Origin of the sequence: Paraburkholderia sp. BR14312 (genome assembly GCF_040948675.1) — a bacterium.
Classification (GTDB): Bacteria; Pseudomonadota; Gammaproteobacteria; order Burkholderiales; family Burkholderiaceae; genus Paraburkholderia; species Paraburkholderia nodosa_A.
Window position 1 is genome coordinate 149370 of sequence record NZ_JBFPKI010000006.1, and the last position, 26186, is coordinate 175555.

Annotated in this window: 23 protein-coding genes; 10 read left to right on the top strand and 13 right to left on the bottom strand. The window is 65.5% G+C overall.

Translation table 11 applies throughout. The features are described from left to right. Positions 1 to 101: 101 nt before the first annotated feature. Positions 102 to 371: a hypothetical protein gene (locus AB3X98_RS18320; protein ID WP_254315880.1), complete on the bottom strand. Its 270-nt coding sequence runs from the start codon at positions 369 to 371 to the stop codon at positions 102 to 104. Positions 372 to 704: 333 nt separating this feature from the next. Continuing rightward, positions 705 to 1556 carry an intradiol ring-cleavage dioxygenase gene (locus AB3X98_RS18325; RefSeq protein ID WP_368602419.1) on the bottom strand — a complete coding sequence of 284 codons (852 nt, stop codon included), beginning with the start codon at positions 1554 to 1556 and terminating at the stop codon, positions 705 to 707. Positions 1557 to 1722: 166 nt separating this feature from the next. On the opposite strand from AB3X98_RS18325, the gene AB3X98_RS18330 reads away from it, so the two are divergent. Further along, positions 1723 to 2079 (top strand): hypothetical protein, encoded by a 357-nt coding sequence (locus tag AB3X98_RS18330; protein ID WP_368602420.1) that lies wholly within the window; start codon positions 1723 to 1725, stop codon positions 2077 to 2079. A 77-nt stretch (positions 2080 to 2156) separates the two neighbouring features. On the opposite strand, the gene AB3X98_RS18335 is transcribed toward AB3X98_RS18330, so the two are convergent. The 5 genes from AB3X98_RS18335 to AB3X98_RS18355 all read right to left on the bottom strand — a co-directional run bounded on the left by AB3X98_RS18335 (position 2157) and on the right by AB3X98_RS18355 (position 6898). Then, on the bottom strand, positions 2157 to 2615 hold the full coding sequence (locus AB3X98_RS18335; RefSeq protein WP_256094804.1) for a PRC-barrel domain-containing protein: 459 nt from the start codon (positions 2613 to 2615) through the stop codon (positions 2157 to 2159). A gap of 235 nt (positions 2616 to 2850) precedes the next feature. Then, entirely contained in the window at positions 2851 to 3789 is a 939-nt protein-coding gene (motB, locus tag AB3X98_RS18340; protein ID WP_368602421.1) for a flagellar motor protein MotB, read from the bottom strand. Between the two features lie 10 nt (positions 3790 to 3799). Beyond that, positions 3800 to 4669, bottom strand: a complete 870-nt coding sequence (motA, locus tag AB3X98_RS18345) for a flagellar motor stator protein MotA (protein ID WP_069265888.1) — start codon at positions 4667 to 4669, stop codon at positions 3800 to 3802. A 43-nt stretch (positions 4670 to 4712) separates the two neighbouring features. After that, on the bottom strand, positions 4713 to 6665 hold the full coding sequence (locus tag AB3X98_RS18350) for a putative bifunctional diguanylate cyclase/phosphodiesterase (protein WP_368602422.1): 1953 nt from the start codon (positions 6663 to 6665) through the stop codon (positions 4713 to 4715). A 20-nt stretch (positions 6666 to 6685) separates the two neighbouring features. Continuing rightward, positions 6686 to 6898 (bottom strand): hypothetical protein, encoded by a 213-nt coding sequence (locus tag AB3X98_RS18355; protein ID WP_368602423.1) that lies wholly within the window; start codon positions 6896 to 6898, stop codon positions 6686 to 6688. Between the two features lie 458 nt (positions 6899 to 7356). Here AB3X98_RS18355 and AB3X98_RS18360 point away from each other — a divergent pair, with 458 nt between their 5' ends. The 9 genes from AB3X98_RS18360 (at position 7357) to AB3X98_RS18400 (ending at position 18917) form a co-directional block, all read left to right on the top strand. Then, complete coding sequence (locus tag AB3X98_RS18360; RefSeq protein ID WP_368602424.1) at positions 7357 to 9264, top strand: PAS domain S-box protein; 1908 nt, start codon at positions 7357 to 7359, stop codon at positions 9262 to 9264. A 342-nt stretch (positions 9265 to 9606) separates the two neighbouring features. Next, positions 9607 to 10548: a MurR/RpiR family transcriptional regulator gene (locus tag AB3X98_RS18365; RefSeq protein WP_368602425.1), complete on the top strand. Its 942-nt coding sequence runs from the start codon at positions 9607 to 9609 to the stop codon at positions 10546 to 10548. After that, a complete protein-coding gene (locus AB3X98_RS18370; RefSeq protein ID WP_368602426.1) occupies positions 10545 to 11540 on the top strand; it encodes an isoaspartyl peptidase/L-asparaginase family protein in 996 nt (331 codons plus the stop codon). The genes AB3X98_RS18365 and AB3X98_RS18370 overlap by 4 nt, the downstream gene beginning before the upstream one ends. A gap of 49 nt (positions 11541 to 11589) precedes the next feature. After that, positions 11590 to 13491, top strand: coding sequence for a dipeptide ABC transporter ATP-binding protein (locus AB3X98_RS18375; protein WP_368602597.1), 1902 nt, complete (start codon positions 11590 to 11592; stop codon positions 13489 to 13491). A gap of 87 nt (positions 13492 to 13578) precedes the next feature. Continuing rightward, positions 13579 to 15123, top strand: a complete 1545-nt coding sequence (gene gsiB, locus AB3X98_RS18380) for a glutathione ABC transporter substrate-binding protein GsiB (protein ID WP_368602427.1) — start codon at positions 13579 to 13581, stop codon at positions 15121 to 15123. 69 nt (positions 15124 to 15192) lie between these two features. Beyond that, a complete protein-coding gene (gene gsiC / locus AB3X98_RS18385; RefSeq protein WP_368602428.1) occupies positions 15193 to 16113 on the top strand; it encodes a glutathione ABC transporter permease GsiC in 921 nt (306 codons plus the stop codon). 7 nt (positions 16114 to 16120) lie between these two features. Beyond that, entirely contained in the window at positions 16121 to 17014 is an 894-nt protein-coding gene (gene gsiD, locus AB3X98_RS18390; RefSeq protein WP_368602429.1) for a glutathione ABC transporter permease GsiD, read from the top strand. Continuing rightward, complete coding sequence (locus AB3X98_RS18395) at positions 17011 to 18087, top strand: P1 family peptidase (protein WP_368602430.1); 1077 nt, start codon at positions 17011 to 17013, stop codon at positions 18085 to 18087. Before gsiD ends, AB3X98_RS18395 begins: the two co-directional genes overlap by 4 nt. Continuing rightward, positions 18084 to 18917 carry a M55 family metallopeptidase gene (locus tag AB3X98_RS18400; protein ID WP_368602431.1) on the top strand — a complete coding sequence of 278 codons (834 nt, stop codon included), beginning with the start codon at positions 18084 to 18086 and terminating at the stop codon, positions 18915 to 18917. The genes AB3X98_RS18395 and AB3X98_RS18400 overlap by 4 nt, the downstream gene beginning before the upstream one ends. A gap of 101 nt (positions 18918 to 19018) precedes the next feature. Here the strand turns inward: AB3X98_RS18400 and glgX are convergent, their stop codons facing one another. From glgX to AB3X98_RS18430, 6 genes are all read right to left on the bottom strand, one after another. Next, positions 19019 to 21196, bottom strand: coding sequence for a glycogen debranching protein GlgX (gene glgX / locus AB3X98_RS18405; protein ID WP_368602432.1), 2178 nt, complete (start codon positions 21194 to 21196; stop codon positions 19019 to 19021). Between the two features lie 227 nt (positions 21197 to 21423). After that, positions 21424 to 21747: an antibiotic biosynthesis monooxygenase gene (locus tag AB3X98_RS18410; protein ID WP_069265901.1), complete on the bottom strand. Its 324-nt coding sequence runs from the start codon at positions 21745 to 21747 to the stop codon at positions 21424 to 21426. 304 nt (positions 21748 to 22051) lie between these two features. Further along, entirely contained in the window at positions 22052 to 23221 is a 1170-nt protein-coding gene (locus AB3X98_RS18415; RefSeq protein WP_069265902.1) for a betaine/proline/choline family ABC transporter ATP-binding protein, read from the bottom strand. Continuing rightward, complete coding sequence (locus AB3X98_RS18420) at positions 23218 to 23871, bottom strand: ABC transporter permease (RefSeq protein WP_069265903.1); 654 nt, start codon at positions 23869 to 23871, stop codon at positions 23218 to 23220. The genes AB3X98_RS18415 and AB3X98_RS18420 overlap by 4 nt, the downstream gene beginning before the upstream one ends. A gap of 15 nt (positions 23872 to 23886) precedes the next feature. Beyond that, positions 23887 to 24810, bottom strand: coding sequence for a glycine betaine ABC transporter substrate-binding protein (locus AB3X98_RS18425; protein ID WP_368602433.1), 924 nt, complete (start codon positions 24808 to 24810; stop codon positions 23887 to 23889). Further along, positions 24807 to 25523, bottom strand: coding sequence for an ABC transporter permease (locus tag AB3X98_RS18430; protein ID WP_368602434.1), 717 nt, complete (start codon positions 25521 to 25523; stop codon positions 24807 to 24809). Before AB3X98_RS18430 ends, AB3X98_RS18425 begins: the two co-directional genes overlap by 4 nt. Between the last annotated feature and the right edge of the window lie 663 nt (positions 25524 to 26186).

Consider the following 26186-nt stretch of genomic DNA (forward strand, 5'->3'; position numbering starts at 1 on the left):
GCCGCTGGTTGCCGTTGGTCACTCGGCCACGTTGACGAACGAGCAGGGCATGGATGGCGTCGTCGTGTTGCAGTGCCAGTGAGGCGCCTGGGCACGGCATTTTAGCTGCGCCCCGAATGCCTCAGGCGCTTGAGCACGAGCACGCAGAGCGCCGGCAAATGCACGACGCCCATGCCACACGCAATCACCGCCCACGGCGGCGCGATCGTGCCGGACATCATCGCGCCGACCACGCCGAAGCACAGGCCGGCCAGCAACAGCGTGGCGTGGGCGATGAGGCGCTTCGGGCCGCGCTCGGTGAAGCGCGGAATGTTCGCGTGGACATACACGACGATCAGCAGGGCGGCGGTGGCAACGGCGGGGAACAGCATATTCGAATCCTCGATTCCAGCAGCGATGACGGTAAAGTCTTCAACTGTAGTAGAGGAATGCCGTTGCGTCGATGGCTAGCGGGTTGCGGAAGGGGTTAGCACCACACCACGCTGTCGTATGCCACGGTACGGCGATACACGTTCTTGCCGCGCCAGCTGGAAAACTCCATATACGCGCATTCCAGCACCAGAATCCAGTTCGTGACCCGCATCGCCGCCCCCAAAGGTGTTCCCGGTTGTTCGTTCGACTGCGAGACCAGTCTATGACCCGGGAGCGGCGGACAATGCGGCGAGCAAGGCGCGATATCGCGTCCAGTTCGCCGCATTGCCGGATCAGGCGGTCGCCGCGAGCGGCATGAGCACGAAGTCGAACGTGGAGCGCCAGGGCGTGGCGCTGTCTGCCACCCGCTCGTACGGCGCGACGAGCGATGCTTTCACGCCGAACACAGCGTCCGACTGCAGGTAGGGATCGTCGCCCACGAAGGTATGCGTGACGACCTTCTGGAAGCCCGGCGCGGTGATGAGGAAATGCATGTGCGCGGGACGGTACGGGTGGCGGCCGAGGTTTGCGAGCATCTTGCCCACCGGGCCGTCGTGTGGGATCGGGTACGAGACCGGCTTGATGCCGACGAAGCGATAGGCGCCGTCCGCGCTGGTCGTGAAGATGCCACGGTTGTTCCACCTGGGCTGCACGCCGGGCTGCTGCACGTCGTAGTAGCCGTCGGCGTTGTCGGACCACACGTCGATGCGCGCGCCCTCCACCGGACGGCCTTCGAGATCGAGCACGCGGCCTTCGAACAGGCAGCGCTCGCCCTTGCCGTCGGCGGTGATGCACGCGCCCATCTCGCGCTCGGGCGCGCCGGCCACGTGGAACGGGCCGAACACGGTGTTTTCGGTGGCTGCGTCCGGGCGGCGGTTGTTGATGGCGTCCACGAGCATGGAAAACCCTAGTGTGTCCGAGAGCAGGATGAACTCCTGGCGCTCGGCGCTGCAGAGCTGGCCCGCCGTAGTGAGGAAGTCGATGGCGGTTTCCCATTCCGGCTGCGTGAGCTGCACTTCTTTCGCGAATGCGTGCAGATGGCGCACGAGCGCGCTCATCACCTCGCGCAGACGCTCGTCGGCGTTTTCGCCGATACGCGCATTGACGGCCTCGGCGGAGGCGGCTTCGCTGAAGAACTGGGTCATGGTTCGGGGTTACCTGTAGGGTTGCCAGGCGTTACCTGGTGTTGCCTCGTGTTCTCTGATCGCAGTGACATCGACGTCGTGCTGTAACAGCGCGTATTGTGCGCCTGTCGCCATCGGGAACCAAAATCTGGTCCAATGAGCCGATTCGATCAGCCGTGCCCCCTTCATGATGGGCCGCAGTTTCCTGCGCAATCCGCTGTTCGATGGACGCTTTCGCGCGCGCAATCTGCGCGTTTTCGAGGAAGACCACGCTGTGCTGCGGCGCATCCGGCCGATTCGCGTCCCGGAGAGTTGGCAGAACGAGGTGTCGGTGAAGTCGGATGCCTTGCAGATAGCGTTCAGGCAGCGCGTGCGGGCGCTGGCGGAGGACGGCTGGAGCGTGCCGGAGGCGTCGCAGGCGAGCCGCGTGGCCACGGTGATTGCCTGCCCGATGCGGCGCACGGTGAACACGTGGGCGCTGGAGGCGGCCGAGCCCCGCGAGGCACCGCCAATCGCCGCGAACACCGGGACCACGCCGCGCTGAACGCCGGCGCGCTCGATGCGATGCGCGGCTCCGAACGCCAGCTTACCCGCTCGGAGCCGTGTGCTGGACGACTACGCTCAGTGACGCGGCGTCACCGGCTCGACCGCGGCCCAGTAAGGCTCGGCGCCGTAGTACGCGTGCAGCGTGCTGCCCCAGCTCGCGTCGGCCATGGAGGGCCAGCTGTCCCGGTCGAAGCCCGGCGCTTCCTTCACGCGCTCGGACGAGACGTTGAGCAGGAAGCACTTGCGGCTCGTGTCGAGCATGAGCGCGCTCCAGGGGATGGCGAGCAGCTTGTCGCCGATGCCGAGAAAGCCGCCGCTCGACATCACCACGTAGGCTACGCGGCCGCTCTGCACGTCGAGCATGATCTCCTTGATCTTGCCGACTTCCTGGCCGTCCGAGCTCAGCACGCGGTCGCTGTCGAGCGTGCTGGCGGCCATCACGTCGGGGCCCGGCCCCGCGGCGCTCACGCGGCCCTTGCCGACGATGCGCACGCCATTGCCGGTTGGCATGGGCGGAGGAATGAAGGTGGGCATGCTGGTCTCCAGATATGAAGGGAACAATGTTGAGTCCGGCCAGACTCCCGACGATTCCCGTATCAGGCGGCAGGCGATGCCGCGGCGGTTCTGGCCGCCTGTCGCGAGATACAGCAAGCGGCGTACCGCGGTCCCGCCCCTCGATTCGATGCGCCGGCGCGAGGCGCATCGGGGGCGTTCCTGCCTGTCTGGAGACCCGCTCTGGAGACCCACTCGGGTACGCGCCGTCGATGCCTTACGAAGCCGGCGCGGCCGCCTTTTGCGGGGTGTCCACGTCGTAGCGTTTGGCCTGCTCGAAGAACGCGCGTTCGGCGGCCTTGTTCATCACCAGAATGCTGATGCGCCGGTTCAGCGGGCTGTCCGCCGTGTCGTGGTCGAGCGGCAGGACGTCCGCGAGGCCGCGTACCTGGAGCAGTTTCTCCTCGCTCAGGTGGCCGGCCACCAGCGCGCGGCGCGCGGCGTTGGCGCGCTCGCTCGAAAGCTCCCAGTCCGAGTAGCCGGCGAGGCCGCCCGAGTAGGGCACCGAGTCGGTGTGCCCCGCGATCGACACGCCGCTGTCCACGTCGTTCAGCGCGCTGCCGATCTGCACGAGGATCTCGTACGCGTAGTCCTCGAGCCTGGCGCTGCCGGTCGCGAACATGGGGCGTTTGAGCGAATCGACCAGCTCGATGCGCAGGCCTTCGTCCGTGATCGACATGCGGATCTGGTCGCGGTACGCGCGCAGCTCCGGCCTGCGCTCGATGAGCGCCGAGAGTTTTTCCTTGAGCTGCGAAAGGCGCGACCTGTCGACCGCTTCCACGGGTACGGCGTGCGACAGCGTGGGCTGCGCGTTCGAGCCGCCCACGGCCGGCGTCTTGCTCGACAGGTCACGGCCGCCGCCTTGCACCACGCTCGGGTTGGGGTTCGCGGCGTCGGGCTTGCTGCCGAGCATGGCCGAAAGCGGCGTGTTGAAATACTTCTCGATGCCGTCGCGGTCGTACTGCGACGTCGACCCAAGCAGCCACATCAAGAGGAAAAACGCCATCATCGCGGTCACGAAGTCGGCGTAGGCGATCTTCCATGCGCCGCCATGGTGACCCTCGTGGCCGCCTTTCTTCACGCGGCGCACCACCAGCGTGGTCTTGCTGCTCTCGGTGTCGCGCGCGGCGCGCGAGCCTGGAGTACGTTCGGCCATCTCTGGACTCCTAAGCGGCCTTCGGCGTCCTGGTGGCGCGCACCGCTTCGTCGAGCTCCTGGAAGCTCGGGCGGTCGGCGGTGAACAGCACCTTGCGGCCGAATTCCACGGCCACGGGCGGCGCGTAGCCGGCGAGCGACGCGAGCAGCACGGCCTTCACGCACTGAAACGGCTTGCTGGCGGCGCGGCCCTTGGCGTTGAGCAGGTCGGCGATCGGACCGACGAAGCCATAGGCGAGCAGAATGCCGAGGAACGTGCCCACGAGCGCGCCCGCGATCATCTCGCCGAGCACGGCCGGCGGCTTGCCGACCGAGCCCATCGTATGCACCACGCCCATCACGGCGGCCACGATGCCGAAGGCGGGCAGGCCGTCGGCCATCTTCTGGATCGCGTTGGGCGCAATCGACACCTCCGAGTGATGCGTGTCGAGTTCTTCGTCCATGAGGTCCTGCATTTCCATGGGATTTACGTTGCCGCTCGACATCATGCGCAGATAGTCGACGATGAAGTCGAGCAGATGATGGTCGTCGAGCACGCGTGCGTACTTCTGGAAAATCGGGCTGTTCTCGGGCGCTTCGATGTCGGCTTCGAGCGCCATCATGCCTTCCTTGCGCGCCTTTTGCAGCAGCTCGTAGAGGAGGGCGATCAGCTCCAGGTATTGCGCCTTCGTGTAGCCGCCGCCCTTGAAGCAAGTGGGTAGCGCCTTGAGCGTCTTGCCGAGCGTGGCGGTGGGGTTGCTCACCACGAACGCGCCCAGCGCCGCGCCGAAAATGCACAGGAGTTCGAATGGTTGAACGAGCGCGGGCAGGTGTCCCCCCACGCCCACGAAGCTCCCGATCACCGATCCGAGCACGACGATCCAGCCAATTGCTACAAACATGATGTCTACCTTTTCTTTCTCAAAGTACTACGGGTCAATCTGGTCAGGCCGGCTCGACGAGACGCTTGGGCCGCGCCTCGTTCGCCGCACGATCCACGTTGAGCAAAGCGTCGATTTCACGCGCCGCCATCGCCTTGCCGAAGAAATAGCCCTGCGCGTAGTCGCAGCCCTTCGCCGCCAGCGTGCGCGCGAGTTCCGCAGTCTCCACGCCCTCGGCCACGGTGCTCATGCCCAGGTTCGAGGAGAGCGCGATGATCGCGTCGACGATCTTGACGCTCTCGTTGCACGAGGACATCGAGAGCACGAAGGAGCGGTCGATCTTCAGCTTGTCCACCTTCAGCTCGCGCAGGTGCTGCAGGCTCGAATAGCCGGTGCCGAAGTCGTCGAGCGACATGCGCAGCCCCGCGTTGCGGAAGTCCGCGAGCACGGCGCGCGCCGCGTCGAAGTCGTACATCAGCGCCGATTCGGTGATCTCGATCTCCATGCGCTCGGGCGGCATGCCCTCGTCGGCGAGGATCCTGAGCAGCAGCGCCGCGAGTTGCGTGTCCTTGAACTGCGCGGGCGAGAGATTGAGCGCGAGGTGGTAGCGCGAGGGCCAGCCCAGCGCGTCGCGGCACGCGCGCCGCAGGATCGAAGCCGTGAACGCGGGCGAAATGCCCATCTGCTCGATGAGCGGCACGAACACGTCGGGCGAGATCCAGCCGCGCTGCTCGTGATGCCAGCGCGCGAGAATCTCGAAGCCGGTGGTCTGCCCGTCGGCGAGGCGCACGAGCGGCTGGTAGAACGGCCGGATTTCGCCGCCCGCGAGCGCGCGGCGCAGGTCCGATTCGAGCGAGGCCTGCAGGCGCAGCTCGTCGTCCATCTTCTGCTCGAAGAAGCGGTACGTGCCCTTGCCTTCGCATTTGGCGCGGTACATGGCGATATCGGCGGCGCGCAGCAGCGCGTCCGGGTCGCCGCCGTCGCGCGGGCAGCATGCGATGCCGATGCTCGCGTCCACGTTGATGCGCAGCTTGCCGATGTCGATGGGCGCGCGCGTGGCGGCAAGCAGGCGCTGCGCCAGCTCGCTCGCGGCCTCGATGTGGTCGTCGCGGTGCACGCGGGCGAGCACGGCGAACTCGTCGCCGCCCAGGCGCGCAACGGTGTCGCCGTCACGCACCACGCGACGCAGACGCGCGGCAATCTCGCACAGTACCGTGTCGCCCGCGGCGTGACCGTGAAAGTCATTCACGGGCTTGAAGCGGTCGAGGTCGATCACGAACACGAGGTAATCGGGCGAGCGGTGCTGCGTGCGCTCCAGCGCCGCGCTCATCTCCGCCGCGAGCAGACGCCGGTTGGGCAGGCCCGTGAGCGGGTCGTGGCGCGCCAGCGCCTGGGCATGGGCCTCGGCGGCGCGCGTGGCTTCGTGGGCGAGATGCAGCTCGCGGGACTTCTCGCACAACGTATCGAAGGCATGCGCCATCGCGCCGATCTCGTCGGTGCGGTTCATGTCGGGCAATGCGCGCATGTCTTCGCCGTGCGCGAGGCGCACGAGCGAATCGGTCAAGGTATGCAGCGGACGCAGCAGCGTACGCTCGAGGTAGTGCAGCAGCACGAGGCCAAAGGCAAGCGTGGCGAGCGCAATCGCAAAGGCGGCTTCGAGCGTGTGACGCACGCGCAGGATGCCGCGCTGGACCTGGTTGTGCAGCTTCTCGACCGCGAGTTCGCGCGGCGCGGCGGAGACGGCTTGCCTCGGTGGTGCTTCGGTTTCCTGCCCGGCGCTTTCATCGTGCCAGCTCGTATCCACGCGTTCGAAGGCGTGGCCAAACGCGATCAACTGGCTCGCAAGCAGTGTGGTTTGCGTGGCGAACAATGCAAAGAACAGGCCGATGAAAAACTTCGTGCGTGCGCGGATCGAGGCGCGCAACGTTGCGCGCGCACGCACTAACCAGGGAAGCGCCGCTGAGGGATTCAAGGCAGCGGCGGGATCGGGCATGGCCGCCACGGTTTCCTGTCTCATGTCTCGATGTCCGTGTGGCATTAGATTCTGCGTGTGCGCAACTGCGCCGCGAGGCGGCGCACGGCGTAGTGACACGACGTGCCGGTCTGCTCATGAGCGCTGCGCGACGGCGCGCGGCGCGCACGCGGCGCGGCGCTCATGCGCGCGCCGGCGCCGCGGCCGGCGGCGATACGCGCTGCGGTGGCGATGCGGGTAGTCTGTTTCAGTCGCAGGGTTTGCGCGAGGGTTCTCATGGTGACACCGGAAGGGTGGAGCTTTGCCCTTTTTACGGCCTTGAAAAAGCGTTGCTGAAGTCGCCAGACAAGTTTTTTTTGAGGGCTTGATCGATTTCGCAACGCGTTAACGAACCGGTTAAAAACCGAATGTAATTCGGATATCGAAGTAATTAGACCGCTGTGACATTTCATGAAGAAAGTGCGCAACGTCCGTTGGGCCGGGCTACGCGAGCAGCGCGGGTGTGACGGCCGTGGCGCTCGATGATTGCGCGACCACGCGTATGCCGAACGTTCGTGCGCTTATATTGCGATTCCTGCATAAGGGAAATGCCTGGCGCGCAAGGCTGGCGCGATAGGCGCGGTGCGGGCATTCCCACGCTTCAGTTTTCGCTTGATCCGGCCGTAAACCCAGGTGAGGCGCGCCGGTGCGGAAAGCGCCACGCAAACCGTATCCGTCCTGCCGGGCCCCCCACACGATGATCACTGCTCCGCTTCCTCTGGATGAGGACGTCCGCCTTCGGGCGCTGCGGCAACTCGACATACTCGACACCGATCCCGAAGAGGCGTTCGATCGCATCTCGCGGCTCGCCGCCTTCGCGTTCGACATGCCGATCGTGCTGATCTCGCTCGTGGACGAAGACCGTCAATGGTTCAAGTCGCACCATGGGCTGGCCGCGTGCGAAACGCCGCGCAGCGTGTCGTTCTGCGCGCACGCCGTGCTGAGCAAGTGCATGCTCGTGGTGGAAGACGCGCTCGACGACGAGCGCTTTCTCGACAATCCGCTTGTCACGGGCGCGCCGAACATCCGCTTCTATGCAGGTTCGCCGCTGTGCCTCGCCGACGGCCAGGTGGTCGGCACACTGTGCCTGATCGACGAAAAGCCGCGCACGTTCGACGCGGCCCAGGCCGCCATGCTCGCGGATTTCGCGCATCTCGTCGAGCGCGAGCTGGAATTGCGCCGGCAGTTGAACCGCTCGCGCACGGCGCACGAGCGCGACCGCCGTTCGCTCGCCATCAGCGAGGCGCGCTTTCGGACCGTGTTCCAGCAAACGCCGATCGGCAAGGCCGTGGTCGATCTCGACGGCCGTTTTCTCGACGTGAACCAGAAGTTCTCGGAGATCATCGGCTACGAGGAGAGCGAACTGCGCCGCCGCACGTTCGCCTCGGTCACGCACCCGGCCGACATCGCCGCCGATCTCGCGCAAGTGGCCGAGCTGCTCGCGGGCCGCCAGGCCACGTATGCGATCGAAAAGCGCTATCTGCGGCGCGACGGCCAGGCTGTGTGGGTCAATCTCGCGGTGTCGCTCGTGCGCGACGTGTCGGGCACGCCGCTGCATTTCATCGCGGCGGTGCAGGACATTACGAGCCGCAAGAAGAGCGAAGAGGCATTGCGCAACTATCACGTCGAGCTCGAAGAGCGCGTGCGCGAACGCACGGGAGAGCTGCGGCGCAGCCGCGACGCGCTGCAGACCATCACCGACAACGTGCCGGCGCTCATCGCCGTGGTCGATCGCGATCTGTGCTACCAGTTCAACAACGAGACGTTCAAGCGCGTATTCGGCGCGGAGCCGGCGGCGCTGCGCGGACGCAGCCTGAGCGAGACGCTGCGCCCCGAAGTGTTCGAGCAGTTGCAGCCGCTCTTTGCGCGCGCGCTGGCCGGTGAACGCGTGACCTGCGACGAGGTGCGGTATCGGGCCGATGCCGACCGCGTGTGGTCGGCCACCTACATTCCGGCCAAGCGCGAAGGCAAGGTGACGGGCTTTTACGTGATGGCGCACGACGTGACCGAGCAGCGCCGCACCGAGCAACGCCTGCGCGAGGGCGCGCTGATCGACCCGCTCACGGGGCTCGCGAACCGGCGCGCGCTGCAGGAAACGCTGCGCGAACTGCGCACGAGCGGTGAGCCCTTCTCACTCTTCTTCATGGACATGGACGGCTTCAAGTCCATCAACGACCGTTACGGCCACGACGTGGGCGACGCTTTGCTCAGGGAGATCGCGCGCAGGCTCGTCGCCACCGTGCGCACGGGCGACGTGGTGAGCCGCCTGGGCGGCGACGAATTCGTGGTGGCGAGCCGCGGCGTGAGCGACGCGCGCACCGGCGAGCGCATCGCAGCGGCCATTTGCCGTGAAGTGTCGAAGGCGTTCATCGTCGCGGGCCGCGTGATCGAGACGAGCGCGAGCGTGGGCGTCGTGCTGGCGGGCGTGACAGGCGCGGCCGGTGTGGTGGACGCAACGAGCGCGATGCTCTCGACCGAAGCCGGGAACAGGGCGCTGGCCGACGATGCGCTGTGTCTCGCCGATGCGGCCATGTACGAAGCGAAGCGCGCGGGGCGCAACACGTGGCGGTTGGCGCCGAGCGCTGAAGCGATGGTGGCGTCGTGAAGCTGCACGCTCCGTTCTCATGTGACTGATTCGATTGCCGCTAGCGTCTGGCTGTCGGCAAGTGCGGCGCCACTCCCCAAGTGTAGCCGCGCCTTATCTCGCCTGCGGGCGAAATGCTTTCCGGCATCCGCCTCTGCCGGCTTCTCGTTCCAGGTTCCAGCAACGTGTTCGGCGCGCGCAGCTTCGCTCCTCGTTGCGCCCGATCAAGCCAATTTCTCCCGCGCTTTGCTCGAATAGGGTAAACCCCGGGCGCGATGAAAATTAATTTTCACTAAGATCCGCCCATGTAATTTCATTTACGGCACGTGCCGTTCCCCTCAGCGTCCCGACTCCCGTTCACGTATGCCGACCCGACCGTCAACTCCCGACACGCCCGAAGCCGAGATCGTCGCGCGCATCACCGCCGCGATGCCCGTTCTCACACCGGGCCACCGGCGCATGGCCGAGTATGTGCTCGCAAACCTGTTCCATGCCGCGACCATGCGCATCGACGAACTGGCGGACGCGGTGGGCGCTTCGGTGGCCACGGCCAACCGCTTTGCGCGCTCGCTCGGGTTCGACGGCTATCCGCAGTTTCGCGAGGCGCTCGTGCGCGGCTTCGAGGCCACGCTCGCGCCGGTCGAGCGGCTGCGCAGCGCGCAGGAATCGCCGACCAGCGGCGCCGAGCTATTCGGCGCCTCGCTGGAGCAGGCCGAGTCGAACCTGCGTTTGTCGCGCCAGTCGATCGACAGCGCAGCGGCTGCCGCAGCCGTGGACGCGATTCTCTCTGCGCGCCGCGTCTACATAATCGGCTCGGGCACGAGCGCGTTTCTCGCCGGACTCATGGAGAACGCCCTGCTGCCGTATCTCGACAACGTGCAGGCGCTCGCCTCGGTCGGCGGCCCCACGCATTCGGCGCGCAGGCTGCTCGGCGCGAACAAGGACGATCTGGTGATCGGCATCGCGTTTCCGCGCTACGTGGACGACACGATCAAGCTCTCGCGCCACGCCGCGAAGCTGGGCGCGCGCGTGCTCGCGCTCACCGACAGCATCGACTCGCCGCTCGCGCGCTTCGCCGATCTCACGCTGCCGATCCGTTCCGAACGTCGCCTTGCGGCGAACTCGGAGGCCGCGGTGCTGGCCGTCATCGAAGCGCTTTGCGACGCCGTGGCGTTGCGCGCGAAGGATTCCGTCGTCGCTGCGGCGGCCATCACCGAATCGGTGCTGCCGTGGCTCACTTCGGCCTCGGCGCAGGCGTCTGTCGCGCCAGCCGCTCCGTCTTCCCCAACGAAAAAGAAGTCATGAAATCGAACGCAGTCATTGCCATTCACGGCGGCGCCGGCACGATCCTGCGCGCATCGATGGCGCCCGAAGTCGAAACCCAGTATCTCGACGCGCTGAGCGGCATTCTCGCGGCTGGCCAGCGCATCCTCTCGGAAGGCGGCAGCGCGCTCGACGCCGTCGAAGAAGCGGTGCGCCTGCTCGAAGACTGTCCGCTATTCAACGCGGGCCACGGCGCGGTGTTCACGTCCGCGGGCACGCATGAACTCGACGCCTCGATCATGGACGGCCGTACGCTCGAAGCGGGCGCCGTGTGCTGCGTCACGCGCGTGCGCAATCCGGTGCTGGCGGCGCGCCGCGTGCTGGAGCAGAGCGAACACGTGCTGTTCACGGGCGAAGGCGCGGAAGCGTTTGCAGCGGCCCAGGGCCTCGAATTTGTTGATTCCTCCTACTTCCACACCGATGCGCGCTACCGCCAGTGGCAGCTCGCCCGCGGTGAAGCGCGCGCGATGCTCGATCACGACGGGGCAACGCTCGAAGCAAAGGCAGCTGCAAACGCATCGGCGGACAGCCTGCCGCACGAGCCGATCGACCCGAACCGCAAGTTCGGCACGGTGGGCGCGGTGGCGCTCGACGCGCACGGCCACGTCGCGGCGGCGACTTCGACGGGCGGCATTACGAACAAGCAGGTGGGCCGCGTGGGCGACGCGCCGCTGATCGGTGCGGGCTGCTATGCCGACGACGCCACCTGTGCGGTGTCCACCACGGGATCGGGCGAAATGTTCATGCGCATGGTCGCGGCCTACGACGTGGCGGCGCAAATGAAATATCGCGGTGTTTCGCTCTCCGAAGCAGCCACGAACGTCGTGATGGAGAAGTTGCCGCGCATCGACGGCCGCGGCGGCCTGATCGCCGTGGATGCACAAGGCAACGTGGTCCTGCCGTTCAATACCGAAGGCATGTACCGCGGCTACGCGCGCGTGGGCGAAGCGCCCGTTGCGTCGATCTACGCTTAAGCGGCGCATCCTTTTTTGCGCACCAAACGAAGGAATCCTCATCGTGCAGATGTCATCGAACCGTCCTGATATCGCGCCGGTCAGCGAAAAGGCCGCGCTGCCGCCGAATCGCGTGATCGACGTCCGTAACCTTTCCGTGTCGTTCAGGCGCGGCGCGGGCGCGTTCGAAGCCGTGCGCAATCTGTCGTTCCACGTCGACCGGGGCGAGACGCTCGCCATCGTCGGCGAATCGGGTTCGGGCAAGTCGGTCACATCGCTTTCGCTGATGCGGCTCGCCGAGCACGGCGGCGGCCGCATTACGGGCGGCAGCATCGACCTGCGCCGTCGCAACGGCAGCGTGCTCGATCTCACGCGTGCGAGTAGCTCGACCATGCGCTCGGTGCGCGGCGCGGACATCGCGATGATCTTCCAGGAGCCGATGACTTCGCTGAACCCGGTGTTCACGGTGGGCAACCAGATCAGCGAGGCGATCGCGTTGCATCAGCAGATGAACGCCGCGCAGGCGCGCGCCGAAACGCTGCGCCTGCTCGACCTCGTGCGCATTCCCGAGGCGCGCCGCGTGATGGACCGCTTCCCGCATCAGCTTTCGGGCGGCATGCGCCAGCGCGTGATGATTGCGATGGCGCTTTCGTGCAAGCCCGCGCTCCTGATTGCCGACGAACCGACCACGGCACTCGACGTGACGATCCAGGCGCAGATCCTGCAACTCATTCGCGGCCTGCAGGACGAGATGGATATGGGCGTGGTCTTCATCACGCACGACATGGGCGTGGTCGCCGAAGTGGCGGACCGCATTCTCGTGATGTATCGCGGGGAAAAGGTGGAAGAGGGCGCATCCGATGCGCTGTTCGCCGCGCCTTCGCACCGTTACACGCAGGCGTTGCTCGCCGCGGTGCCGAGGCTTGGCGCAATGCAGGGCACGGACTTGCCGGAGAAGTTCCCGCTGCTGTCGATGAGCGAAGCGGCGCGCCCGGTCGCCACGTCGAACCCTCCGGCGAACGCGCCAGAAACGAACGCGCCGCCGGTCCTGCGCGTGCGCGACCTCGTCACGCGCTTTCCCGTGCGCAGCGGATTGTTCGGCAAGGTCACGGGCCGCGTGCATGCGGTCGAAAAAGTCAGCTTCGATCTTCACGCCGGCGAAACGCTCGCGCTGGTGGGCGAATCCGGTTGCGGTAAATCGACCACGGGCCGCTCGCTGCTGCGGCTCGTCGAGAGCCAGAGCGGCACGATCGAATTCGGCGGCCGGAATATCAGCACCCTCACGGGCCCCGCGCTACAGACGTTGCGCCGCGATATCCAGTTCATTTTTCAGGACCCGTTCGCCTCGCTCAACCCGCGCCTCACGGTGGGCTTCTCGATCATGGAGCCATTGCTCGTGCACGGCATCGCGAAGGGCGCAGAGGCGCAGGCCCGCGTGGAATGGCTGCTCGATCGCGTGGGCTTGCCGAAGTCGGCGGCGGGCCGCTATCCGCACGAATTCTCGGGCGGCCAGCGTCAGCGCATTGCCATCGCACGAGCGCTGTCGATGAACCCGAAAGTCGTGATCGCCGACGAATCGGTGTCGGCGCTCGACGTTTCCGTGCAGGCGCAGATCGTCAACCTGATGCTCGACCTGCAGCAGGAGCTTGGTGTGGCGTATCTCTTCATCTCGCACGATATGGCCGTGGTGGAACGCGTGAGCCATCGCGTCGCGGTGATGTACCTGGGGCAGATCGTCGAGATCGGCCCGCGCCGCGCCGTGTTCGAGAACCCGCAGCACGCCTATACAAGGAAGCTCATGGGCGCGGTGCCGATCGCCGATCCGGCGCGCCGCCACGCGAAGCGCGTGCTCGCCGCCGACGAACTGCCGAGCCCGATTCGCGCACCCGGCGACGAGCCGCAGGTCCTACCGCTCGTGTCGGTCGGCCCCGGCCACTTCGTTGCAAAGCATCGGGTGGGCGGCGCGTACTGAACACGCCCGCATGCCACGCAATCGTTCACTGTTTAGCTGGAATATTTCGCCGAGTCGTCAAGATTCATTGCTATGGAGACCTGATTGATGAAAGAAGTCAAAACATGGATGAAGGGCAGCGCGCTCGCACTCGCGCTGATCGCCGGCGCGACTGCCGTACAAGCCGCCGAACAGCGCGCGGTGATGGCCGTCGATTCGACCTTCTCGACGCTCGATCCGTACGACGCCAACGATACGCTTTCGCAGGCGGTTTCGAAGTCGTTCTACCAGGGCCTGTTCGGTTTCGACAAGGACCTCAAGCTCACCAACGTGCTCGCCACGAGCTATGAAGTCAGCGGCGACGGTCTCGTCTACACCTTCAAGCTGCGCGAAGGCGTCAAGTTCCAGGACGGCACCGACTTCAACGCGGCGGCTGTGAAGTCGAACTTCGACCGTGTGACGGACCCGGCGAATCACCTGAAGCGCTACAACATGTTCCGCCGCATCGCGAAGACCGAAGCGGTCGATCCGTACACGGTAAAGGTCACGCTGAACGCGCCGTTCTCGGCGTTCGTGAACGTGCTCGCGCACCCGTCGGCGGTGATGATCTCGCCGGCGGCAATGAAGAAGTGGGGCAAGGACATCGGCCTGCATCCGGTGGGCACGGGCCCGTTCGCGTTCGTGAAGTGGGACCCGGCCGGCGACCTCGTCGTGCACAAGTTCGACGGCTACTGGAAGAAGGGCTACCCGAAGATCGACGAGATCGACTGGAAGCCGGTGGCCGACAACAACACGCGCGCGGCGCTCATGCGCACCGGCGAAGCGGACTTTGCCTTCCGCATTCCGTTCGAGCAGGCGAGCGCGTTCCAGTCGAACCCGAAGGTGGACCTGATCGCCACCCCCTCGATCATCCAGCGCTACATCAGCCTGAACACCGCGAAGAAACCGTTCGACAACCCGCTCGTGCGCCAGGCGCTGAACTACGCGATCAACAAGGACGCGCTGGCGAAGGTGGCATTCGGGGGCTACGCGCTGCCTTCGGACGGCGTACTGCCGCAAGGTGTGGACTACTCGATCAAGCTCGGCCCCTGGCCGTACGATCCGGCCAAGGCGCGCGAACTGCTCAAGCAGGCCGGTTACCCGAACGGCTTCGAAACGACGCTGTGGTCGGCGTATAACAACTCGACCGCGCAAAAGGCGATTCAGTTCGTGCAGCAACAGCTCGCGCAAGTGGGCGTGAAGGCGAACGTCGAAGCGCTCGAAACGGGCACCGCGGTCGCGCGCGTGGAAAGCGCGCAGGACCCGGCAACGGCCGGCGTGCGCATGTATTACATCGGCTGGTCGTCGTCCACGGGTGAGGCGGACTGGGGCATCTCGCCGCTGCTCGCTTCGGCATCGTGGCCGCCCAAGCTCATGAACACGGCGTACTACAAGAACCCGGCGGTCGATGAGGACCTCGCGAAGGCGCTCGAAACGACGGACCGCGCGCAAAAGACGGCGCTCTACACCGACGCGCAAAAGCGCATCTGGGCCGACGCCCCGTGGGTATTCCTCGTGAAGGAGAAGGTCGTGTACGCCCGCAGCAAGCGCCTGGCCGGCGCGTATGTGGCGCCGGACGGCTCGTTCGACTTCGACGAGATCTCGATTCGCTAATGCGTTGCGCGCCGCGCCGGATCGCTAGTGTCCGGCGCGGCGCGCACGCCCCGATGCAGTAACGCGCTCATGCTGAATTTCATTGTCAAACGCTCGCTGGGTCTGCTGCCGACGCTCCTGATCGTCGCGGTCCTCGTGTTCCTGTTCGTGCACCTGCTGCCGGGCGACCCCGCGCGCCTCGCGGCCGGTCCCGAAGCGGACGACGCCACGGTTGCGCTCGTGCGCGCCGATCTCGGCCTTGACCAGCCGCTGCCGCAGCAGTTCCTCCACTTCTTCGTGCGCATCGCTCACGGCGATTTCGGTGTTTCGATGCGCAGCAAGCGCCCCGTCGTCACCGAAATCGGCGAGCGTTTCATGCCCACGCTGCTGCTCACGCTCACCAGCATGGTCTGGGCCGTGGTGTTCGGCATGGCGATCGGCATCGTCTCGGCCGTGTGGCGCAATCGCTGGCCCGATCGCATTGGCATGGCGCTCGCGGTGTCGGGCATTTCGTTTCCGGCTTTCGCGCTCGGCATGGCGCTCATGGAGCTGTTCTCGGTGCACCTGGGCTGGCTGCCCGTGGTGAGCGACGGTTCGTGGCGCAGCTACGTGCTGCCGTCGGTCACGCTCGGCGCGGCCGTGGCGGCGGTGATGGCGCGCTTCACTCGGGCTTCTTTCGTCGAAGTGCTCAACGAGGACTTCGTTCGCACGGCGCGCGCGAAGGGCGTCGCCGAACAATGGGTGGTGATCAAGCATTGCCTGCGCAACGCGATGATCCCCGTCGTCACGATGATGGGCCTGCAGTTCGGCTTCCTGCTGGGCGGCTCGATCGTCGTGGAGGTGGTGTTCAACTGGCCGGGCCTCGGGCGTCTGCTCGTCGATTCGGTTGCGATGCGCGATTACCCCGTGATTCAGGCCGAAGTGCTGTTGTTCTCGCTCGAGTTCATCGTCATCAATCTGATCGTGGACGTGTTGTACGCGGTCATCAATCCGACCATTCGATTCAGGTGAGCCCGCCATGAGCACGACCCTAAACGAAGCCGTACGCGTAGAGGACGAAGCGATCCGCACGCCGTGGCGCGAATTCTGGCGCAAGTTCCGCAAGCAGCACGTCGCACTCGGCGCGGGCGCGTTCGTGCTGCTGCTGGTGGTGATCGCGGTGTTCGCACCGCATCTCGTGCCTTACGACCCGGAAAATTACTTCGATTACGACTCGCTCAACGCGGGTCCCTCGGCGGCCCACTGGTTCGGCGTGGACGCGCTGGGCCGCGATATTTTCAGCCGCATACTCGCGGGCACGCGCATTTCGCTCGCGGCGGGTTTTCTTTCGGTGGCGCTGGGCGCTGTAGTCGGCACTTTCTTCGGCTTGCTCGCGGGCTACTATGAAGGCTGGTGGGATCGCATCACCATGCGTGTAGCCGACGTGCTGTTCGCATTCCCAGGCATTCTGCTCGCCATCGGCGTGGTGGCGATCCTCGGCAACGGCATGATCAACGTGGTGTGCGCGGTGGCGGTGTTCAGCATTCCGGCGTTCGCGCGGCTCGTGCGCGGCAATACGCTCATGCTCAAGCATCTCACGTATGTGGAGGCCGCGCGCAGCATTGGCGCGTCGGACTGGACGATCATCATGCGGCACATCCTGCCGGGCACCGTGTCGTCCGTGATCGTTTATCTGACCATGCGTATCGGCACGTCGATCATCACGGCCGCGAGCCTGTCGTTCATCGGCCTCGGCGCGCAGCCGCCCACGCCGGAGTGGGGCGCCATGCTCAACGAGGCGCGCGCCGATATGGTGACGGCGCCGCATATCGCGCTGTTCCCGAGCCTCGCCATCTTCCTCACCGTGCTCGCGTTCAATCTGCTGGGTGACGGCTTGCGCGACGCACTCGACCCGAAGCTGGACCGCGCATGAGCATCGATTGTGGAGATACTGCGCCGCATATCGGCACACTGGCGAGCGGCGCAACGGGAACGATTGCCGACGTCAGCGGTGTGCGCGTCGGGCACTGCACGCTCGACGCGGGCGACGTGCAAACGGGCGTGACCGTGCTGCTGCCGCATGCAGGCGACCTCTTTCGCGAGAAGGTGCCGGCGAGCGCTTGTGTGATCAACGGATTCGGCAAGAGCATCGGGCTCATGCAGCTCGAAGAGTTGGGCGTGCTCGAAACGCCGGCTGCGCTGAGCAACACGTTTGCGGTGGGCACGCTCGCACAGGCGCAGGTTCGCGCGGCGGTCGTGGCGAATCCGCAAATCGGGCGCGACCTGCCGACCGTCAATCCGCTCGTGTTCGAGTGCAACGACGGTTACCTGAACGACATTCAGGCGCTGGCCGTTCAGGAGGAACACTATCTCGCGGCCTGCGCCGCCGCGAGCGCCGACTTCGCACGCGGCAGCGTAGGCGCGGGGCGCGGCATGTCGAGCTTCGATCTGAAAGGCGGCATCGGCACGGCGTCGCGCGTCGTGCAGGCGGCGGGCATGCAGTACACCGTGGGCGCGCTCGTGCTGGCGAACTTCGGCCGCTTGCCGATGCTGACGATAGACGGTGTGCCCGTGGGGCGCGAGCTTGCTGCGCGCGCGGCGTCGAACCACGCGACGCAGGCGCCGGAGAAGGGCTCGATCATCATGCTGATCGCCACGGACGCGCCGCTCGACGCGCGGCAGCTTCGACGCGTTGCGCTGCGCACGGCAGCAGGTCTTGCGCGCACGGGGTCCGTCTATGGACACGGCAGCGGCGATATCGCCATGGCGTTCAGCACCGCGTACACATTGGCGCACGACGCATCGACCCACGCGTTGCCGCCCTTGCTCGCCGACTCGCAACTCGATCCCCTGCTTCAGGCAGGCGCCGATTGCGTCGAGCAGGCGATTCTCGACGCCTTGTGGAGCGCACGCACTGTGCAGGGCCGCGATGGCCATGTGCGTCTCGCGCTGCGCGAAGCGGCGCCCGATCTCGCCGATCTTCGTTCAGGCGGAGTGCACGCGTGAAGGTACTCATTTCGGTCGATATCGAAGGCATAGGCGGCGTCTTCAACGTTCAGCAAACGCGCGCGGGAAACGCCGAGTACGAACAGGCCCGCCGCTGGATGACGCTCGAGGCGAACGCGGCCGTGGAAGGCGCATTCTCGGGCGGCGCGAGCGAAGTGTGGGTCAACGACTCGCATGGCGGTTTCAACAACCTGCTGCTCGACGAGATCGACGCGCGCGCACGCGTGATACTCGGCAAGCCGCGCACGCTTGGCATGATGGCGGGGCTCGAGCACCGGCCCGCGCTTGTTTTCATGATCGGCTATCACGCCATGGCGCAAAGCCGCGGCATGCTTGCGCACACCATCAACAGCTTTGCGTTCGCGCGCGTGCTCGTGGATGGCGTGGCGACGGGCGAGGCGGGGCTGTATGGCGCGCTCGCGCAGGAATACGGCGCACGCGTGGCGCTGCTCAGCGGTGACGATGTATTCGAAGACGAAACGCGGCCCGCTTTTCCCGATGCGAAGTTCGTCGTCGTGAAGCGCGCCCGCGGCCACGCGAGCGGCGATCTGTTGACGCCCGCCGCGAGCCGCGAACGGGTTCGCGACGCGGCGCGCGAAGCCGCCGGGCAGATCGCACGCGACGGCGAATGGTGGGACCGCGCGTGTGCGGCGCCGCGTATGCGCACGTGCGAACTGCACACGCAGACGACTGCGCTGGCGGATCTCTTTGCGCAGTGGCCGGGTGTCGAGCGCGCGGCGGGCTGCGTGATCCGGTTTGGGGCGCCAACCGCCGAGTTTCTCGTGCGCACGCTCAATAGCTTGTCGGCGATGTCGGCGGTGCTGCGATGAGGCGGCCGTTGGTCTCGGAATTGTGCAACTAACAGTCAGCCCCGTCACGCCCAACAAAACGGACTGGCGGCCTCGCCGCCAATCCGCCAAAAGCCTGCCGTTCAACCCGTCAGGTCTTCCTCCAGCCGGTCGAACACCCGCTGTGTCGCGCCACGCGCATGCAGCGCGAACAGCAGCAGCGAACGGCCCGTCACCTGGTAGATATCGCCCGCTTCGAATTCGGGCAGTTCGTCGCGCACGGGCATGTTCGTGTCGATGAGGCAGTTCCACTGGTCGTTGCCCGGCACCGAAGGAAGCGTGAAATCCACCACGTCGTGATAGGCGTTGAACACGATGAGCATGGTCGCATCCGAGGCGAGGCGCATGATGCCACTCGTTTGCGATCGTCCATCGATCAGCATGCCGAAGCAACGCATGGCCGCATCGTCCCACTGCTCCTGAGCGAGCGGTACGCCTGCGGGCGAGAGCCATTCGACGTCGGTGACGTCGAGCGTCGCGTTGTGCTCGCCGATGAGAAACCGGTTGCGTCGCAGCACCGGCAGCGCATGGCGCAGCGCGGTAAGCTTGCGCACGAAGTCGGCGAGCGCGCGGCCCGTGTCGTCGATGCCCTCCCAGTCCACCCAGCTCACGTCGTTGTCCTGGCAGTACGCGTTGTTGTTGCCTCGCTGCGTGCGACCGAACTCGTCGCCCGCGAGCAGCATCGGCGTGCCCTGCGAGAGCAGCAGCGTGGCGAGGAAGTTGCGCTTCTGGCGCTCGCGCAGCGCGCGGATCTCGGGGTCATCGGTCGGGCCTTCCGCGCCGCAGTTCCACGAGAGATTGTCGCCGTGGCCGTCGCGGTTCTCTTCGCCGTTGGCTTCGTTGTGACGGTCGTTGTACGAAACGAGATCGTTCAGCGTGAATCCGTCGTGCGCAGTGACGAAGTTCACGCTCGACCATGGCCGCCGTCCGCGCCGGTTGAAGCTGTCGCCCGAAGCGCACAGGCGCGTGGCGAGTTCGGGCGCCTTGCCCTCGTCGCCTTTCCACCAGGCGCGCGCGGTGTCGCGAAAGCGGTCGTTCCATTCCATCCAGCCGGGCGGGAAGCCGCCCACCTGGTAGCCGCCCGGCCCGCAGTCCCACGGCTCGGCAATCAGCTTCACGCTCGCGAGAATCGGGTCCTGGCGGCAGCTGTCGAGAAAGCCGCCGCCTTCGTCGAAGCCATAGGGCTCGCGCCCGAGGATCGTCGCGAGGTCGAAGCGAAAACCGTCCACGCCCATTTCGAGCACCCAGTAGCGCAGGCTGTCCGTGACCATCTGCAGCACGCGCGGGTGCGAGAGGTTGAGCGTATTGCCCGTGCCTGTGTCGTTGATGTAGTAGCGCCGGTCTTCGGGTAGCCGGTAGTACGAAGCATTGTCGATGCCTCGAAACGAGAGCGTCGGACCGAGTTCGCTGCCTTCAGCGGTGTGGTTGTAGACCACGTCGAGTATCACTTCGAGACCCGCCTGGTGCAGGCGGTCCACCATGTTCTTGAACTCGTCGATCGAGCCGTGCGCGCCCACCGAGTAGCGCGGGTCCGGCGCGAAGAAGCCGATGGTGTTGTAGCCCCAGTAGTTCGTGAGACCGCGTTCGAGCAGGTGCGAGTCATTCACGAAGGTGTGGATGGGCAGCAACTCCACGGATGTCACGCCGAGCCCGCGGATATATTCGAGCACCGGCGTCTGCGCGAGCCCCGCGAAGGTGCCGCGCTCTTCGTGCGGCACGTCGGGGTGGCGGATCGTGAAGCCGCGCACATGCGTTTCGTAGATGATCGTGCGCTCGCGCGGCACACGTTCGCGCATCGGGTGGTGCCATGTGAAGCCCTGATCGACCACGCGGCAGCGCGGCACATAACGCGCGCTGTCTCGCGTGTCGAACGAGAGATCGCCGTCGGGGCTCCCGATCGTGTAGCCGAACACGGCGGGATGCCAGCGCAGCGCGCCCACGTGCGCCTTCGCATACGGATCGAGCAGCAGCTTGTGCGGATTGAAGCGATGGCCCGCCTGCGGCTCGTAGGGCCCGTGCACGCGATAGCCGTAGATGGCGCCCGGTGCGAGGTCGGGCAGATAGACGTGCCACACCTCGTCGGTGTATTCGGGCAACTCGATGCGTTCGAGTTCGCGCAGGCCGCTCTTGTCGAAGAGACACAGCTCGACCCTGGTAGCGTTCGCGGAGAATAGCGCGAAGTTCACGCCGCGGCCGTTCCAGGTGGCGCCGAGCGGGAACGGCTGTCCTTCAACGATACGGGTGGCGGTTTTTTTCTTCATGGGCTCGTCGGTTGGGGACGCGATGGCGCGCGCCACCAATGCCGTTGCGCGCGAGGGCGGGCTTGTGTCAAGCAAGGTTTGGGCCCAGAGCCCGCAGCGCAGCGGATAGACGAGAAGAGAGGGGCCGGATACATGGGGCACCGCGGTGGTGCGCGCTGCGAGCGTGTAGCTTTGGCGCAGCGCGTGCCCAGATTTACCGATGTCGACCCAGACTTCGCGTGCAGCGCCTACTTCACGGTTTGCACGACTTCGAAGCCTTCGAACTCGGGATGGCTCAAATAGACCGGACGGTTTGCCCCGCCGGCATTGCCCGCGTTTCGATGCGCCGCGCGAAAGGCGTCGGAACGCGTCCAGTCTTCGAAGTGCGCGTGACTCGCCCAGATCGTGTGGCTCGCGTAGAGCACGTGGTCTTCGCGCTGCGGGCCTTTGAGCAGATGAAATTCGATGAAGCCGGGCACTTGCTTCAAGTGCGTGTCGCGCGTGGCCCAGACTTCCTCGAATGCGGCCTCGGAGCCCGGCGCGACCTTGAAGCGATTCATGGCGATGTACATTGCGGCGTTCCTCTTCGCGTACGAAAAATCGAAAGGCAAGGCGGCGGGTGACTGCGCCCGCCGCCGCTTCGAGATCCGATTATAAGAGGCCGCGAAGGCGCTCGCGCCGCGTCGGTCCGTCGGCCTCAGCCAACACGGAACACTTGTACGGTGCCAGCGCCGCCGCGTTCAGCGCGAGGATATTGGTTTGAAACGCGATGCCTTCGATGATGGCGCTTCGGCTTCCCCATAACGTATCTTCGCGTTGTCGTAGAGGTGCTTCTTGACTAGCCGCCGGGATTTAGGGCTGAGCCTGACCCGCCGCTCACGCGATCGCGGCCGCCGGACGCACCGCCGCGCTCGGCGGCTGTCCGGTCTGCTGCCGCGAGCGGCCCGAGCTGAGATAGTCGGCGATCGAATCCTGTGTGATCTCGCCCACGTAGGCGCCGTCGGCGTCGAGCACCGGCATCCACGAGGCGCGGAACTGGTACATCTTGGAGAGCACGATGCGCAGGTTGTCGTCGACAGAAACCGTAGCCGGGAAGGGCGTGATGCGATCGCCGCAGACGCCTTCGACCCCGCGCGCGGCGCGGCGCGCCACGAAGCCGAGCGCATGCTGTGCGTCGTCGAGCACGGTGAGGTAGCGCGAATCGCTTTCGTCCATCGCGGCGAACGCGTGGGAGAGCGGCGTTTCGGCGCGCGCCGTTTCGGGTTGCGTGGCGGCGTCGCCGGCCTTCACGAGCAACAGGCGCTTGAGTGTGCTGTCCTGACCCACGAACTGCGCGACGAAGTCGTCATGCGGGCGCGCGAGCAGCGTATCGGGGTGGTCGTATTGCACGAGCCTGCCGCGCCGGAAGACCGCGATGCGGTCGCCCAGCTTGATCGCCTCGTCGATATCGTGGCTCACCATGATGACGGTCTTCTTCAGTTGCCGCTGCATCTGGAAGAACTCGTTCTGTATGGCTTCGCGATTGATCGGATCGACCGCGCCGAAAGGCTCGTCCATGAGCAGCACGGGCGGGTCGGCAGCGAGCGCGCGAATCACGCCGATACGCTGCTGCTGCCCGCCCGAAAGCTCGCGCGGATAACGCTTCAAATACAGCTTCGGGTCGAGCGCGACCATCGACATCAGCTCTGCCGCACGTTCGGCGCAACGCTTCTTGTCCCAGCCGAGCAGGCGCGGCACGACCGTGATGTTCTCCGCGATCGTCATGTTCGGAAAGAGGCCGATTTGCTGGATCACATAGCCGATGCGGCGGCGCAGATCCACTTCGTTCAGGCCCGTCGTGTCTTCGCCGTTGATGAGCACGCGGCCCGAGGTCGGCTCGATCAGCCGGTTGATCATCTTGAGCGTGGTGGTCTTGCCGCAGCCCGAGGGGCCGAGGAACACGCAGATCTCGCCTTCGGCCACCGAAAGGCTCACCGAATCGACGGCGCGCACGGCCTGGCCGTCTTTCTGCGTGAAGGTCTTCGTCAGTTGGTCGAGTTCGATCATGTCTTCTGTACTCCTTTCGGTGTCAAAGCGCGCTGCAGCATCTGCAACAACAGGTCGGCGACGATCGCGAGCACGCTCACGAGCACGGCGCCCACGAGCAGCTTCATCATGCTGCTCTGGCCAATGGCGCGAATGATCAAGGTGCCGAGGCCGCCCGCGCCGATCACGGCGGCAATGGTCATCACGCCGATGTTCATCACGACCGCCGTGCGCACGCCCGCAAGAATCACGGGCACGGCCAGCGGCAGATCGACGAGACGCAGCCGCTGCCACGACGTCATGCCGATGCCGGTGCCGGCTTCCTTGATGCCCGCATCCACGTTGCGTAGCGCGAGGTAGGTGTTGCGCATGATCGGCAGCAGCGAGTAGAGAAACACAGCCGTAATGGCGGGCACCGCGCCAATGCCCTGACCGAAGCGCGAGAACACCGGGATCATCAGGCCGAATAGCGCGATGGAGGGCAGCGTGAGGATGATGGTCGCCAGTCCCAGCAGCGGTGCGGCGAGCCAGTCATGGCGGCTGATGAGCACGCCGAGCGGCACGCCCGCGATGATCGCGCAGCCCACGGCGATGCCCACGAGGTAAAGATGCTGGAGCGTGAGTTGCAGCAACTCGGGCCAGCTCGAAGCGAGATAGTCGAATACGTTCATAGGGCCTGGCCTCCTTCAGGGGAGCGTATGCGTGCGCAGGAACTCCGCCGCGACTTGCTGGGCGGACTTGCCGTCGAGATCGACGGCCTTGTTCATGTCTTGCATCGCGTCGTTGTTGAGGGCGGCGGACAGCGCGTTGAGCTGCGCGGCCAGTTTGGGATTGCGCTCCAGCACTTCCTTGCGTACCACTGGCGTGGCGTTGTACGGCGGGAAGAAGTGCTTGTCGTCTTCGAGCGGCACGATGCCGAAGCCCTTCACGCGGCCATCGGTCGTGTAGACGAGGCCGATCTTCAACTGGTTGTTATGCAGCGCCGTGTAGACGAGGCCGGGGTCCATCTGCTTCATCTGCGAGCGGTCAAAGCTCATGTCGTAGGTGGCGAGCAGGGGCTTGAGACCATCCGGACGATTCGCGAACTCGGCGTCCATGCCGAACACGTAGCGCTTCGCGTCGGGGTCCGTCTTCAACTTTTGCGCAAGCTGCGAGACCGTGGTGATGCCGGTTTCCTCGGCGAATTTGCTTGGCAGGCCTAATGCATACGTGTCGTTAAGCGGCGAGGCATTGAGCCAGACGAGACCGCGCGGCGCATCGAGCGCCTTCACGCGCTCGTACATCGCTTCGGGCGAAAGCTTCTCCGTCAGCTTGTCGTAGACGAGTGCCGCCGTGCCCGTGTAGTCCCAAACGAGGTCGAACTGGCCGTTCTCCAGCGCACTGCGCATGAGCGTACTGCCAAGGCCGGAGCGCACCTCCACGGAATAGCCGCGCGAGCGCAGGTATTGCGCTGTGACTTCGGCTAGCACGTATTGCTCGGTGAAGTTCTTCGCGCCCAGTACGAGCTTGGGCTGTGCGAATGCGGGTGTGGCGGCGGCGACGAGCGCCGTGCCGATCAGGCAGGCCTGAACGAAGCGGCGCAGAGATTTGAACGGTGACGCGAGCATCATGCGAGCCCTCCGTGACGCGCGAGCCACTGATGGCTGCCGGCGGCAACCACGCCGTCGAGCACCAGCGCGAGCGCGGCCGTGAACGCGGCGCCGAGCAGCAGCAAGGGCTGATCGTTCAGATAGATGCCGGGGAAAATGAGCGAGCCGAGGCTGTCGGCGCCAATCAGATAGGCGAGCGGCGCCGTGCCCACGTTGATGGCGAGCGCGGTGCGCACACCGCCCACGATGATGGGCAGCGCGCCAGGCAATTCCACGCGCGTGAGCGACTGCCAGCCCGTCATGCCGATGCCGCGCGCGGCTTCGCGCAGCGCGGCCGGCACGTTCTTCACGCCTTCATACGTATTGCGCGTGATGGGCAGCAGCGACGCGAGAAAGAGCGCGACGATCGCGGGAACGTCGCCGATGCCGAACACGCCGAGTGCAATGGCGAGCACCGCGAGCGAGGGGATCGTGTTGCCCACGTTGAAGATCTGCATGAAGCGTTCGGCCTGTCGCACGAAGCGCGGCCGGCTCAGCAGCACACCGGCGGGTACGCCGACCACGATGGCGAGCGCCATCGAATAGCCGACGAGCAGCAGGTGCCGCCCAGTGTAGTAGGCGAGGTCGCCTGCGTGGCTGTGCCACGTACCGGCGCCGATGGCGCGTGAGAGTGCCCACGCGATGACGGCAAGGGCGATCAGGCTGCCCGCGAGCAGGGCAGAGCGTCGAGTCATGAAGGTACGCCTCCTTGTTTTTGTGCCGCGCGGCGCAACGCTGCGCAGCGGGGACGCCGATGAGGATGCTCAAGGCGCCGCGAAGGAAGTTCGTGATCCCGGCATGGCCGCGATTGGAACCGACTAAAACTACGGACCAGAAAACGAACGAAAACCAGTCCGCCCGCGCACGTTAGCTACGTGGCGGCAGTGATATGAACGCGCTTCTCGCGTTCTTCTGGTTGTCATGTTCAGCTCAACGGCACCGAGCAGATCGATGCGCGCTGGAGCAGGAAACCGCCTTTTGGCGGCTTGGATGCGGCGGTTTTGGGCCGCTACGCGAGGGCCGGAGGCCCGCTTGAATGGCGCTTGCGACGCAGTGGACCTTTAGCGTGGACCCTGTATCTCAATGCGCACGAGAACGACTTCGTGGTGATCGAAACGAGATGAGTATAGATCATTCGATTAGGTGCGTCTACCGTGGGGAACGATCGCGAGTTGACGGGCAATCGCTTGCTTTATTCGGTATGTCATTTCCGGGAATTAATCAGGTATCCGATTAAAATATTTCGGTAGTATTTCCCGTTTAAAAAGTGACAGAAATAGTCACTGCGGCAGAATGTTCCGCTCATTGGGCGCTCATTGGCTTTCTTAAGTTTCGTTTAAGAAACGCCATTTATTTTG